Origin of the sequence: Brevibacillus migulae (genome assembly GCF_004521915.1) — a bacterium.
Lineage (GTDB): Bacteria > Bacillota > Bacilli > Brevibacillales > Brevibacillaceae > Brevibacillus_F > Brevibacillus_F migulae.
In genome coordinates this window covers 219,921-233,082 of sequence record NZ_SDKD01000001.1, presented here as the reverse complement: position 1 = coordinate 233,082, position 13,162 = coordinate 219,921, and the positions used below count along the sequence as shown (strand labels likewise).

General features: G+C 51.5%; 10 protein-coding genes and 1 riboswitch. Of the genes, 2 read left to right on the top strand and 8 right to left on the bottom strand.

Translation table 11 applies throughout. The features are described from left to right. Nucleotides 1-107 precede the first annotated feature (107 nt). The gene (locus tag EIZ37_RS01090; protein WP_134682699.1) at nucleotides 108-1,871 is read right to left on the bottom strand and encodes a sigma-54-dependent Fis family transcriptional regulator; all 1,764 of its coding nucleotides are present in this window, start codon (nucleotides 1,869-1,871) and stop codon (nucleotides 108-110) included. A gap of 242 nt (nucleotides 1,872-2,113) precedes the next feature. Here EIZ37_RS01090 and adh point away from each other — a divergent pair, with 242 nt between their 5' ends. Both adh and EIZ37_RS01080 read left to right on the top strand, forming a co-directional pair. Beyond that, nucleotides 2,114-3,634, top strand: coding sequence for an aldehyde dehydrogenase (adh, locus tag EIZ37_RS01085; protein ID WP_134682698.1), 1,521 nt, complete (start codon nucleotides 2,114-2,116; stop codon nucleotides 3,632-3,634). Between the two features lie 9 nt (nucleotides 3,635-3,643). Beyond that, on the top strand, nucleotides 3,644-4,024 hold the full coding sequence (locus tag EIZ37_RS01080) for a DUF779 domain-containing protein (RefSeq protein ID WP_134682697.1): 381 nt from the start codon (nucleotides 3,644-3,646) through the stop codon (nucleotides 4,022-4,024). Nucleotides 4,025-4,139: 115 nt separating this feature from the next. On the opposite strand, the gene EIZ37_RS26290 is transcribed toward EIZ37_RS01080, so the two are convergent. The 7 genes from EIZ37_RS26290 to EIZ37_RS01045 form a co-directional block, all read right to left on the bottom strand. After that, entirely contained in the window at nucleotides 4,140-4,964 is an 825-nt protein-coding gene (locus EIZ37_RS26290; RefSeq protein ID WP_134682696.1) for a methyl-accepting chemotaxis protein, read from the bottom strand. 92 nt (nucleotides 4,965-5,056) lie between these two features. Then, nucleotides 5,057-5,141: riboswitch (cyclic di-GMP riboswitch) on the bottom strand. A gap of 188 nt (nucleotides 5,142-5,329) precedes the next feature. Next, nucleotides 5,330-6,193: an aldose epimerase family protein gene (locus tag EIZ37_RS01070; protein WP_134682695.1), complete on the bottom strand. Its 864-nt coding sequence runs from the start codon at nucleotides 6,191-6,193 to the stop codon at nucleotides 5,330-5,332. Between the two features lie 112 nt (nucleotides 6,194-6,305). Then, nucleotides 6,306-7,730 (bottom strand): HAMP domain-containing methyl-accepting chemotaxis protein, encoded by a 1,425-nt coding sequence (locus tag EIZ37_RS01065; protein WP_134682694.1) that lies wholly within the window; start codon nucleotides 7,728-7,730, stop codon nucleotides 6,306-6,308. A 152-nt stretch (nucleotides 7,731-7,882) separates the two neighbouring features. Continuing rightward, the gene (locus EIZ37_RS01060; protein ID WP_134682693.1) at nucleotides 7,883-9,937 is read right to left on the bottom strand and encodes a methyl-accepting chemotaxis protein; all 2,055 of its coding nucleotides are present in this window, start codon (nucleotides 9,935-9,937) and stop codon (nucleotides 7,883-7,885) included. A 129-nt stretch (nucleotides 9,938-10,066) separates the two neighbouring features. Next, complete coding sequence (locus EIZ37_RS01055) at nucleotides 10,067-11,119, bottom strand: tripartite tricarboxylate transporter substrate binding protein (RefSeq protein ID WP_134682692.1); 1,053 nt, start codon at nucleotides 11,117-11,119, stop codon at nucleotides 10,067-10,069. Nucleotides 11,120-11,146: 27 nt separating this feature from the next. Then, on the bottom strand, nucleotides 11,147-12,664 hold the full coding sequence (locus EIZ37_RS01050) for a tripartite tricarboxylate transporter permease (RefSeq protein WP_134682691.1): 1,518 nt from the start codon (nucleotides 12,662-12,664) through the stop codon (nucleotides 11,147-11,149). Nucleotides 12,665-12,677: 13 nt separating this feature from the next. Continuing rightward, nucleotides 12,678-13,148, bottom strand: a complete 471-nt coding sequence (locus EIZ37_RS01045) for a tripartite tricarboxylate transporter TctB family protein (RefSeq protein WP_167568582.1) — start codon at nucleotides 13,146-13,148, stop codon at nucleotides 12,678-12,680. Nucleotides 13,149-13,162 lie beyond the last annotated feature (14 nt).

The window sequence follows — 13,162 nt, the reverse complement described above, 5'->3', positions numbered from 1 at the left end:
CATCCTTTCAACCAGTTTCCAGCTCGTGAACGTTCTTCCATAATGTGCGCTCTGGTGAAAGGAACTATCCATGAACGTACCCGCAAGTGAGCGTTTTTTCTGTCTGCTCAAAGCTCGATGCCATACCCTTTTATCTTGCGGTACAGTGTATTTCTTCCGATGTTCAGCAATCGCGCTGTCTTCGAGATATTGCCCTGCGTCTCCCTCAACACTTCCAAAATAACGGAACGTTCACTCTCCCGCAAGGAATACCCCTGCTCCTCCTGTTCCGAGATCGGATGATCCAGCACCAGATGCTCCGGCCTGATTTGATCGCCCTCTGCGAGAAAGGAAGCCTGCAGCAGCACCGACAGCAGCTCGCGGATATTTCCCGGCCAGGCATATCGCTTCAAGACTGCCAGCGCTTCTGGCGACAATCTCACTTCATGATCGGCATGCCGGAGCAGCAGATGCTCGGCCAACTGAGGCAGGTCGCTACGTTCCCGCAAAGCGGGCAGCTGGATGATAATCCCTTTTAACCGGTAATACAGATCGGCCCGAAACCGTCCCGCTTCTATCTCCTGCAACAGATTGCGGTGGGTGGCGGCAATGATGCGGACATCCACCTTTTTGGGAGTGATTCCGCCCACAGGGGTCACTGTTTTTTCCTGCAATACGCGCAGTAAGGCTGCTTGGGCACGCAGCGACATATCCCCGATTTCATCGAGAAAAAGGGTGCCGCCGTGAGCCGCCATGAATTTCCCTTTGCTGCCTTCCCGATTCGCTCCGGTAAAGGCTCCCTTCTCATAGCCGAACAGCTCGCTTTCGATCAGGGAATCCGGGATCGCGCTGCAGTTCACCGCGACAAAGGGGCCACGTCCGCTTTCCCCGTGAATCGCTTGTGCAAAAAGCTCCTTGCCGGTGCCGCTCTCTCCGGAGATAAAGACCGGAAGCGAGCTGTATGCCGCTTTTCGCGCAACCTCTTTGGCCCGCAGCAGCGTCGGACAGCTGCCGATGATATCGGAAAAGCAATAGGTGACCTCGCTGGTGGAAGTGGTGGGGATCGCGACCATTTGCGGTTTCTTGATGGCGACCGAGCGGTACAGGCGATTGTCGTCATCAGTCAGCGGGATTACCTGATACGCGCCATCAGGGGCAAATTCCTTTCCCAGACAATTGCCGAGGCTCCGTATCGCAGCCTGATTGGCTCCCGTGATGCGTCGATCTGTATCCAATGTCAACAATGGCTGCGGATGATGAGCGGAGACGATGTCCAGCTGCCGGAGAGTGATGAGCTGCTCCTTTTGCAGCTGATTCAACAGCAGGCTATTTTGCAAGAGCTCTGCGGCCAATTGCGCGAAAACAGCATATGTAGGCAAAAAGCGGTCCTTGTGTCCGCTGATGTTGACGACGCCGAGAAGCTCGCCCTGAGGAGAGAACAACGGGGCTGAGGCGCAGGTGAGAAAACGATTCTCGATGTAAAAATGCTCGTCTCCCCGTACAAGATTGACTGCTTGCTCATGAAGGGCAACCCCGATGGCATTCGTGCCTTTTCGCGATTCATGCCAATTCGCCCCTACCTGCAATTGCACCTGGGCTGCCCGGGTCGCGAAGTCGGTATCGCCACTGGCAAACAGAATCGTTCCCTCTCGATCCGTGACGATCAAGACGCATCCTGCATGGTGCAGAAAGGGGGCAAACTTTTGAAAAGCGGCTTCCGCCTGCACCAGTAAAAAGCGGTGCTGTTCCTTCAACTCTTTCAGCAGGGCTCCGGTAATCATTTGGTCATCTGCCTGCTGCTCAGGCTTCATGCCGACCTGATGACAGCGCTTCCAAGAATGCTCAATCAGATTCGCGTATGTGGATGCGGATAAAGAACTTTGAAATGACATAGGTGGGCCTCCTTCCTATGACTCATTACCATTCTATTATCCCAATTTACAGAATATAATAAAAGCTTTTCTTGTCCCCCATACAACTTGTTCCATTTTGATCCATCCTCTGTCCCAAAGTGGAACACTTCAAATGGATTGCGTCTGGAAACAAGGCGTACACACCGACCTCCCGTGATTGGCATCCGATTTGCATAAGAGAAATGGCATATCACCCCTATCGTGTAAGGAGGAGTATGAGGATGATTTATGCCCAGCCCGGTCAAGACGGTGCAAAAGTGACGTTCAAGAAGCGGTATGAGAATTATATCGGAGGCAATTGGGTTCCCCCGGTAAAAGGAGAGTATTTTGAAAACATCTCTCCAGTCAACGGCGCTGTCTTTTGTGAGGTGCCACGCTCCACTTCCGAAGATATCGAGCTTGCTCTCGACGCTGCCCACGCGGCCAAAGAGGCATGGGGCAATACATCCGTAGCGGAACGCTCCCGCATCCTGCTGCAGATTGCAGATCGGATCGAACAAAACCTGGAGCTTTTGGCTGTAGCGGAAACGTGGGACAACGGAAAACCCGTTCGCGAGACATTGGCGGCAGACATGCCTCTCGCCGTCGATCATTTCCGTTATTTTGCCGGCTGCATCCGCGCACAAGAAGGCTCCTTGGGGGAGATTGACCACGACACGGTCGCCTATCATTTCCATGAGCCGCTTGGAGTTGTCGGTCAAATCATTCCTTGGAACTTCCCGCTCTTGATGGCGACATGGAAGCTGGCTCCCGCGCTGGCAGCCGGTAACTGCGTGGTCTTGAAGCCCGCCGAGCAGACGCCTGCCTCGATCCTCGTGCTGCTCGAGCTGATTGGCGATCTGCTGCCTCCCGGGGTGCTCAATGTGGTCAACGGCTTCGGACTGGAAGCAGGAAAACCGCTTGCCAGCAGCAACCGCATCGCGAAAATCGCCTTCACAGGTGAAACCACCACTGGCCGTTTAATCATGCAATACGCTTCACAAAATATCATTCCGGTAACCCTGGAGCTGGGCGGCAAATCAGCCAACGTCTTCTTTGAAGATGTGCTGTCCAAGGATGATGCATTCCTCGATAAAGCGATCGAAGGCTTTGTCCTGTTCGCCCTCAATCAAGGGGAAGTATGCACATGCCCATCCCGCGCACTGATCCAGGAGTCGATTTATGACCAATTTATCGAGCGTGCGTTGGCTCGTGTCAGCCAGATTAAGCAGGGGAATCCGCTGGATACGGCCACGATGATCGGTGCACAGGCATCCTCGGAGCAATTGGAAAAAATCCTTTCCTATATCGAAATCGGCAAACAGGAAGGCGCACAGGTGCTGACTGGCGGCGAGCGCAATCATCTTGAGGATGGTTTGGAGCAGGGCTTTTATGTAAAACCAACTGTCTTTAAAGGAAACAATAAAATGCGCATCTTCCAGGAAGAGATTTTTGGCCCTGTCGTCTCTGTCACGACTTTCTCGTCTCAGGAGGAAGCGATCGAGATCGCCAATGATACGTTATACGGACTCGGCGCAGGCGTATGGACGCGCGACATGAACACCGCCTACCGCATGGGACGCAACCTGCAGGCAGGCCGTGTCTGGACTAACTGCTACCATGCTTATCCGGCACATGCCGCATTCGGCGGGTACAAGATGTCCGGCATTGGGCGCGAGACACATAAAATGATGCTCGATCACTATCAGCAAACCAAGAACCTGCTGGTCAGCTACAGCACGAATGCCTTGGGCTTTTTCTAAGCGATTGCCATGAGCAGCGTACAAAAAGTATTGGCAACGGATGCCGCCCTTGCTCTGCTTGAGCGCCTGCGCTCCAAATACGGGCCGCTCATGTTCCATCAATCAGGCGGCTGCTGCGATGGCAGCTCGCCCATGTGCTATCCGGCGGGTGAGTTCTTGATTGGCGACCAGGACGTGTTGCTCGGCGAAATCGGCGAAACCCCCTTTTATATGAGCCGCGCTCAGTATGACTATTGGAAACATACCCAACTGGTAATCGATGTGGTTCCTGGCCGCGGGGGCATGTTTTCACTGGAAGGGCCTGAAGGGGTCCGTTTCCTGACACGCTCCCGGGTATTTTCGCCGGAAGAGTATGCCTTGCTGCAGGCGGAATGGAACCGAGAGCCGTGAACGGAAAGTCGTCCTGAGTAAATCATGTACCATCATATACAAATACATCCCGTTCCACAGCAATGGTGGGACGGGATGCTTTTATTCCAGGTTCCTTTTTTTCCTGTCGATCTTCTTATCGCTGCTCACTGATCGCCGCCTGCTTCAAAAATTCAGCAGTCTGGTCAATCTGTGCCAGCGCTGCATCCATCTCTTCAATGCTGGCTACATGCTCTTCGGTGATTGCTGCAAAATCTGTGACTGATGTGCTGATCTGTTTCATCGAATTTTGGATCGTGTTCAGCTGGGCTTGAATATTTGCCACGGATTGCTTGCTGGTTTCGGCCATTTTACGGATTTCATTGGCCACGATAGAAAAGCCGCGGCCATGCTCGCCGGCACGCGCCGCTTCAATCGCCGCATTCAAGCCTAGCAGATGGGATTGTGTCGCAATGTCATGCACCATGCGCAATACAGAGAAAATATGGGTAATATTGGAGGAAGCAATGTCTGCCTCATTGGTCAATTGCTGCAGCCGCGTCGTCATCTCCTCCGAGGCTTGGTTGATCTGGTTGGAAGCGGCAGCCAGCTGATGGATCGATTCGGCCAATTGCGTAGCTCCTTGTGCAAGGCTGTCCGCCTTGTCATTGGAGGTGACTACCGTGAAAACGCCGACCATTTGTCCATTTTCGAAGATCGGTTGGGCGTTCGAGGTATAAGAAAACCCAAACCGTTCGGGCCCGCGGTCTTCTACGTACATGTTTTTATGCTGCCATGCCTTCCAGGTAACCGTGCCTTCCAAAGCAGCAAGCGCCGTGCCGAGCTCGATCTGCATATCCAGCTTTTTCCCTGCACGGTAGGCAATCACTTCCTCCATGTTGGTCAGGATCAGGCAGGCATCTTCTGCATAACTTTTCTGAATAATATCAAGATTGTCCAAGAGTCCTTGCAAGTTAGTCATGTCGATTTTCTCTCCCTTGATATTCACATCGAAACAAAAAGCACCTTCCCTCGAAACTGTTTATCAGCCGTAGAAAAGTGCCCGTCCATGCCCTTGGCAACCCGGCTGCCTTCGCATGACGCATTAGGCCCGTGGCTTTGTGCCCCTACCTTTCGAATAGGTTTACCTTTTCCAGCAAAATGTGATCATTATGTTTTCGCATATGATTGGCAGTAAGTTCTATTAGGTTATAAGAACTATTATTGAATGTCAATCTCTCCTACTAAGCGAATATGCACCTATTACTTTTGACTCAGAAAAATGGATGGATCCATGAAACAAGCAGGTGAGTAACACCCGCCTTTCAATCTTCCTTTCATTTCCTGTCAGATGGCCCGAATGCTGACATGCGTCCGCAGCGTCTGGCCTGGGGCGACCAGCTGCAGCTCTTCCTTGCGATTCATTTCGTCTTTTCGGCCCATCCACGGTTCTACACAGACGAAGTCTTTTCCGGCCACCGACCATAGGACAATGTAGCGAAACACTTGCCCATATTCCATCACGATCTGTTTCCCCGCCTCGGGCAAGGGGAAGGAGATTGCCGGCGTCTTCGCCTCCAGAAACATGGCGGATTCCACAAATTTGTTCAGATCGATTCGGCCCTCGTAGCTTTTGACTTGGCCGTCGTTGTAATCGTAATACTGTGTCGCATCCGTCTCGTACGGAAGCTCCTTTTCTGCGGTAAGAAAGTAGGGATGAAGCCCCGCATAAAACGGCATCTCTTGGGCAGAACGATTTGCATATTCCTGATGGATATCCAGCTGATTCCCTTTTAAGGTATAGCGGTAGATCACTTCAAAATCAAACGGGTATACTTTCTTCGTGTCTTCCGTACTTTGCAATCGCATAGTGATAGAAGCCTCTCCAGCAGCAGCCTCTGTGGAGATGACCTCCCAGGAAAGGTTGCGGGCAAAGCCATGCCCTTTCATTTCATAGAACTGACCGTTCCATTGATACGTACCTCCGCTCAATGCCCCGCAAATGGGAAAAAGGATCGGGATACCGCCGCGAATGTTTGCCGCCTCATCATAGAAGGTATCCTTGTCCAAATATAAAAGCTCTTTGCCATTCACGCCGAAACCAATAATGATGCCACCGCGTTCAGGAGCCACTTTGACCCAAGACCCGGTTGACTCATCGATGAGCTCGTAAATGCGGTACTTGTCCTCGTACTCCCTGATCTGAAACATGCTTCTTCCCCCAGTCGTTCACATTTTCCTTTCTCTCTACTATACCTTATTAAGCGTGTTGAAAAGAAAAAACAACGCTTCAGATATGAACTGAGAGCGCTGTTTTTCGATGTTATAATTTGGCAACCATTTGATTCATTTGCTCTGCCATTCTCGCCAGCTCTTGTGTAGCCGCTGCCGTTTCCTCGGTGCTAGCCAAGGACTCTTCGGTTACAGCGGCGATGTTTTGCGCGGATTGCAGCACCTCAGAGGTCTGGGCAGATTGTTCCTCACAGCTTGCCGCGATCTCCACTACTTTTGTCGCGGATTCCTGTACGTAGCGAATAATCTCATGGAATGCTTCCTCGGCTTGTCCGACCAGCACATTTCCTTCTTTTACGGTTTCAGCTGTAGATCGGGTGCTATCTTGGATGGTTTGCACCAGGGTGGTGATTTCCTTTGATGCCGCGTAGCTTTGGTTGGCCAATTTTCCGACTGCATCGGCCACGACCGCAAAGCCTCTGCCGTGCTCCCCTGCCCTTGCCGCTTCGATCGATGCATTGAGCGCCAACAGCTTGGTTTGTTCGGAAATGTCTTGAATCGCCCCGATGATTTCATCGATTTTTCGCGAATGGCCCAAGAGCTCGTCCACCTTCGCCGTGATTTCATTCATGCCGGCGGAAGCATTGCCCATCAGACGTCCGCCTTGCTGTGCTACAGAAGTGGCCTGACCGACGAACTCGCTGGTCTGCTCAATATTATGGGAAATCGAAGTGATCGCTTGGTTCATTTGCTCAATCATCATGGTGACATTGGAAACCGTGTTTGCCTGATACTGACTTCCGCGGGAAATTTCGTCCACGCTCGCTGTAATTTCTTCCGACGAGCTTGCCACCGTATCCGCGGAAAGACTGATCTGGGAGGATACTTTTTTCACATCACGGTTGATGAACCATGCCAAGCCGATTCCGATGACCAGCGCGACCACCACACAGATCAGCGCCAGATAAAATGCAGTAGTGGCGGTGGCAGCTGATTTTTCTGCGACATCAAATGCGGATCTTTCATTGAAATTGATGACTTTTTGCTGGTTATCATTCAATTCATTCCAGACGGCAATAACCCTTTTGATTTCATTCATGGTTTTGTTTACGTCTGTTCCTCTCGCTACCGCCAGCACCTGCGGGAGTTCTTTTTTATACTCCTCCCATTCATCATGATAAAGCCCAAACAATCGGCGATCCTCATCCAGCACGATTGACGTCTCATACTTGTCGTTGAATTCATCAATCGTTTTGATGTTGTCCTGAATCGCCGCTTCCAATTTACGGATTTCTTCTTGGCTGGTTTCAAGACCAAGCTGATTAACCAGGCGGAGGTTGTCAGACGTAAGTCCATTTAGCGTCCCCATGTAGGAAAGACCAACGACCCAGACTTCTTTTACCTCTTTCGCCTGATTGCCCATGCGGTTCATTTGAATGATCGACACTGTTCCGAGTACAAGCAAGAATGCGATTAATGTAATAAATCCGGCTAACACTTTTTTTCTGATCGTCATATGGACCTCCCGTTGTCCAATTCACTATTGGTACCCCACAGAGTGTTTACCCTTGCAAAAATAAGTTTAAACATTACTAAAAACTTTTTTCATGCTATTCATTCAAAAAAGCTGCGCCAAACAGGTTGAGCGCAGCTTTATCCATTCAGCCTTTATTTCGACAGCTTGAACATTCTCAGCGATTCCTGCAATTCCTCCGCCATTTTTGCCAGCATGGTAGATGCTGCGGATACCTCTTCCATCGAAGCGTTTTGCTGTTCTGCGGAGGCTGCTACCATTTGGGTATGATCGGCCGCCTGTGCAGCAATGTGGGACACGGCTTCGATGGTCTGTACCATATGCTGCATGCCGCCATTTACATCTTCCACTTTGTTTGCTACTTCACTCGTCTGGCTGGTGAGATGCTCGATGGCCCGGAGAATGTCTGTGAACGTCGTGCCTGTCTGATTCACCAAACGAATCCCGTCCTGCAATACGCTGGTGCCATCCCCCATCGCGTTCATCGCTTGTTCTGTATCGCGTTGGATTTCATTAATGATTGCCCTTACCTGCTCAGCCGCATCGTTGGACTGCTCAGCCAGCTTTCGCACCTCATCCGCTACGACTGCAAAGCCTCTGCCGTGCTCACCTGCCCGTGCCGCTTCAATGGCCGCATTAAGTGCCAGCAGATTGGTTTGACTGGAGATGGAGGTAATCAGCGAGATAATGTTATCGATCTGTTTCGATTTTGCTCCCAGCTGGTTCACGATCTCCGCGGTCACGCCCATTTGGTCATGGATCAGATTCATTTGCCCCATTGCGGTCTGAACCACCTGATTGCCGTCAGCTGCTTTCTGTTGGGCATCCACGGAGGAGCGTGTGACCGATTGAATGCGTTGGGTGATCTCATCGATCTCATGAGACATGTCCGCTACGATTTCAGAGCTCTTCGCTGTCGAGCTTACCTGTTCGCCCGCACCTATCGCGATTTCCGAAATCGCTTCTGCGATATGCTCCGTCGCCTTGCTTGTCTGTTCTGCGCTTGCTGTCAATTGCTCCGAGGTAGAAGCGACGATCTGGGAGTTCATCACGATTTTGCCCATCGCTTCCTTGAGCTGTTCCGTCATGCGATTGAAGTTTTTCGCCATCTGTCCGAACTCATCTGCTGTGTTGATCTCCAGCTCTTTGGTAAAATCGCCTTCAGCCAGCGCAAAAGAAAGCTCGTTGGCTTGCTTGATTTGACGGGTCATGGACTGGCTGTACCAATAGATCAAGCCCGCCATGATCACTACACCGGCCAAGCTGATCAGCGCCAGTTTCTCCAATAAGCTGACAATCGGTTTCTGAATCTCCGCGTCTGGCATGACCAGGGCAAGCGTCCAGTTCGTCATCGCTACTTTTTGATAGTAGACATGATTGAGACCAGTCTCGTCTGTAAATTCTCCTACCCCTTTTGGTTCGGCAAGCATCCGTTTGCCCAAGTCAGCGATCGTGGCATTGCTTTCTTCGGTGATTTTGACTTTCATGACTTTATCCTGCTTCGGATGGCCGAGATAATTGCCATCACTGTCAATCAGGAATGCCCAGCCCGTCTCTCCTACAACCATTTCGGCGATCATCGTTTGCAAACTGGAGAGATCGATATCACCCGTCAAGACTGACATAAATTGCTTTTGTTGGTCATACATCGGCACACTTGCCGTCACTAACGTCTTGTTCAACACTTGATCAAAATAAGGTTTGGTATACACCACTTTTTCTGACGTGTTTTCGGCAGCTTTGTACCATTCCCAGCTTGGATAGTTGTAGGAAGGATCATTGTAATCTTCCGTCGTTTTTACCTGGTCGCCTTCTTTATACACGTATGTAGAGAAGAACTGCGTCTCTTTTTTGTAGGTATACGGCTTAAAGAAGATCCCCATGCCAAAGGTTTCCTTATTGATGCCCACCACGCTCGACAGGATGCCCTGATAGCGTGCGAGATCCAAATTCTTTGCATTGCCTTCCACATTTCGGGCCAGCGTTTCTGCCACTTTTGAATGGGCAGTCAGCTTCGTATCGATCATACCTGTCACTCTGTACAACCCGTTGTCCATCGAATTGCTAATCTGTTCCCGAATAATCCCGCTCGCATACGTATATGAAAAAAACAGGATCGCCAGCAGCGTTACGATGATTACAGGCAGCATGATGGCAAGCGTTCTGGTTTTTACGCTTTTGAAATGCATTGTTTTTCCTCCTCAACCGAATAGATGATCTAACAATGCTTTCCCGCTGCTTTCATCTGCAAAACTGGTAAATTTATAAAAATAAAAAAGACTGTTGTCCTTATGCAGAACAACAGTCCGGTCCTCCGCTTATTGGCGCATGTTCGCTTTTGTCGCCAGGTCGATGTAATATTCGGTCTCCGTTTGCACCGCTTTGGTAAAATCGGCCGAGTTGGCATAGTTTGGCTCTACCTGAATCTCCTGCAGCTTTTTCACGAAAGCGGAGTCTTTTGTCATCTTCTCCACCACTTGCTCCCACTTATGAATGATCGGCTCCGGCGTGCCTTTCGCAAACGATACACCGGTCCACCAGAAGACGCTCAGGCCTTTTATCCCTTGTTCCTCCGCAGTAGGCACATCCGGCAGAAAAGGACTGCGCTCACTGCCCGAGACTGCGAGAATCTTGACCTTTTTCGCTTGCAGCATCGGATTGCTTTCCCCGATGGTATGCACAGCCAGCACGGCATGCCCGCCCGCTACTTTCGGCAGTGAATCAGATGCTCCTTTGGTCACGATCATCCGCGTTTTCGAAAAATCGGCCCCGATCGCCTGCAACCATTCCGCTACGCCAAACGCCGAAAACCCTGCTGGCCCTACGGACGTCCAGGTGAGCTGCTCGGGATTGGCCTTCACCCATTCCGAAAATTCCGCAAACGTATTCCAAGGCGCATCTGCTTTGACCACGAAGGCCAATGTCCCTTCACCGATACGTGCGGTATAGATCTGGTCTTCATTCTTGATGATCGCATTGGTCATGCCTGCGGTAAGCATCGAGGTATTGGAAACGTTCACCGCAAGCGCCGTATACCCGTCATTTTTCGCTTGCTTCAGCGCGTACTCCGCGCCGACCGTTCCCCCTCCTCCGGGTTTGTTGACAACCACGATCGGCTGCCTCCATTCCTTGCTCAAGTAATCCGCCGTTGCCCGAGCGACCAGATCGACCCCACCCCCAGCCGAGTAGGGAACAATGTACTCGATCTGCTTGGTCGGATACTCAACTTCCCCAGCAGTCTCCGTTTTTTGAGACGTACCCGACGTTGCGGGCGCCACCGGAGCAGCTGCTTGGTTCGTGCCGCAAGCAGTCACCGCCATTGCGATCAAAACACTGACGGACAGATTTGCCCATCTCCGCCAAACCTTCATCTGTCTTCCTCCTGTACATGCAAACAGCTAAGCGACATCGATGCCGCGCTGCTTTTCTTCTTTTACACGCTTTTGTGTGCGTCTGTTCAGTCCCATCGAAATGGTCAGGAAAATCGCCGCTCCAACCAGGATCGCGAAAGAAATGGGACGCTCCAGCAAAATCGTCAAATCACCGGAAGACATCGCCATCGTCTGAATGAACGATTCCTCCAGCAAAGGGCCCAAAATGAAGCAGAGGATAAGCGGAACGATCGGCCATTGATACCGTTGAAACAAATAGCCCAATCCGCCGAAGAAAAAGGCGACCAGCACATCAAACAAGCTGTTGCGAACACTGTAGGCGCCGATCGTGCAGAGCATCAGGATCGTCGGGGCCATGATCCCGTAGGGCACCTTCGTCAGCTTTACCCATAACCAGACCATCGGCAGATTCAAGAACAAGAGCATCGCATTGCCGATAAACATCGAGGCGATCACGGTCCAGACAAACGGGCCATTCTGTTCGAACAAAACAGGGCCGGGTGTGAGTCCGTAGATCATCAGCCCCGCCAGCAAAATCGCCAGGGGCGGTGATGAAGGGATCCCGAGGGAAAACAGCGGGATGAATCCTGCGCTGCTTGTCGCGTTATTGGCTGCTTCTGGTGCAGCCACTCCTTCGATCGCCCCTTTGCCGAATTGCTCCGGCTCCTTTGAGGCCTTTTTTTCCATGTCATAGGCCAGAAAGGAAGAAATCGCAGCCGAACAGCCAGGAAGCAATCCGAGAAAAAAGCCGATGATTCCGCCGCGCAGCATGGGAGCAAAGGACTTCTTCAAATCGGCCTTCGACGGATAGACACGCCCTGTCTTCCCGATCACCGTGGTCAACCGCTTTTCCTCGATTCCCTTGAGCACCTCCGCAATGGCAAACAACCCGATGATGATGCTGATCATATCCAGGCCTCCCGCAAGCGTAGAACTGCCGTAGTCGAAACGCGGCATGCCTGAAGAGGGTCCCAGCCCGATCAACGCGAGCGTATAGCCCAGTCCCCCCATTAGCAACGCCTTCAGCAGCGAAGTGCCTGACAGGCTGACCATCAGGGTAAGCGCGAAAATCATCAGGGCGAAATACTCGGGCGGGCCAAATTTCAAGGCCTGATCCGCCAGCACGGGAGCAAAAAAGACCAGCCCGATCACACCAAGGATCCCTGCGCCAAAGGAAGCGATCGCCGAAATGCCTAATGCCGGTCCCCCTTTCCCCTTTTTCGCCAGCGGATACCCATCCAGACAGGTAGGAACGGAGGAAATTTCACCCGGAATGTTCAACAAGATCGCTGTCGTAGAGCCGCCGTACATGGCTCCATAGTAGATCCCTGCCAGCATGATGATGCCTTGCGTCGGTTCCAGCACTGCCGTGACAGGCAGCAGGATGGCAATCGCAGAGGTTGGCCCCAATCCCGGCAAGACGCCGACAAAGGTGCCGACTAGTGCCCCGAGAGCAGCCATCAACAGATTTCCAGGCGTAATCGCTTCTGAGAAACCGGCCATGAGCATTTGTAAAGTCTCCATATGCAGCTCCCTTTCAGAAAAAGATTCCGGCTGGAAACGAAATCTGCAGCCACTTGATGAATACCAGGTACAAGCTTCCTGTGAGGACAAGCGCACATGCGACAGAACGCGCCCACCGGTACGTTCCGACAATGCGGAATAACAGGACTGATGCGATCAGGGTCGCCAAAAGATAGCCCATGATATTGAGCATCAGGAAATAAAGCCCCAGCGTTGAGAGCGAGAGAATCATTCGATTTTGATAAGGAGACGGAAGCGTCCTTCGTTTGTCCTGTTCATGTTCCTGATCCCGCATCGTACTGATCATCAGCATTGTCCCCAGCACAATAAATAAGACTCCAAGAATGGCAGGCAACGTGTGGTCCAAGGTATATTGGGAGACGGCATGCGAACGAATGCGGAAGCCCTCGATACTGACCACAACCCCTAAGACAATTGACAGCACAGCGCCTACAAAATCAGGCAAATTTTTGGGAATTTTCATCGTGATCTCCACCC

Bases quoted from the DNA above. Each gene is read 5' to 3' on its own strand.
- EIZ37_RS26290 (WP_134682696.1), bottom strand. From the start codon at position 4,964: ATGACTAACTTGCAAGGACTCTTGGACAATCTTGATATTATTCAGAAA.
- adh (WP_134682698.1), top strand. From the start codon at position 2,114: ATGATTTATGCCCAGCCCGGTCAAGACGGTGCAAAAGTGACGTTCAAG.
- EIZ37_RS01055 (WP_134682692.1), bottom strand. From the start codon at position 11,119: ATGAAGGTTTGGCGGAGATGGGCAAATCTGTCCGTCAGTGTTTTGATC.
- EIZ37_RS01060 (WP_134682693.1), bottom strand. From the start codon at position 9,937: ATGCATTTCAAAAGCGTAAAAACCAGAACGCTTGCCATCATGCTGCCT.
- EIZ37_RS01070 (WP_134682695.1), bottom strand. From the start codon at position 6,193: ATGTTTCAGATCAGGGAGTACGAGGACAAGTACCGCATTTACGAGCTC.
- EIZ37_RS01065 (WP_134682694.1), bottom strand. From the start codon at position 7,730: ATGACGATCAGAAAAAAAGTGTTAGCCGGATTTATTACATTAATCGCA.
- EIZ37_RS01050 (WP_134682691.1), bottom strand. From the start codon at position 12,664: ATGGAGACTTTACAAATGCTCATGGCCGGTTTCTCAGAAGCGATTACG.
- EIZ37_RS01045 (WP_167568582.1), bottom strand. From the start codon at position 13,148: ATGAAAATTCCCAAAAATTTGCCTGATTTTGTAGGCGCTGTGCTGTCA.
- EIZ37_RS01090 (WP_134682699.1), bottom strand. From the start codon at position 1,871: ATGTCATTTCAAAGTTCTTTATCCGCATCCACATACGCGAATCTGATT.
- EIZ37_RS01080 (WP_134682697.1), top strand. From the start codon at position 3,644: ATGAGCAGCGTACAAAAAGTATTGGCAACGGATGCCGCCCTTGCTCTG.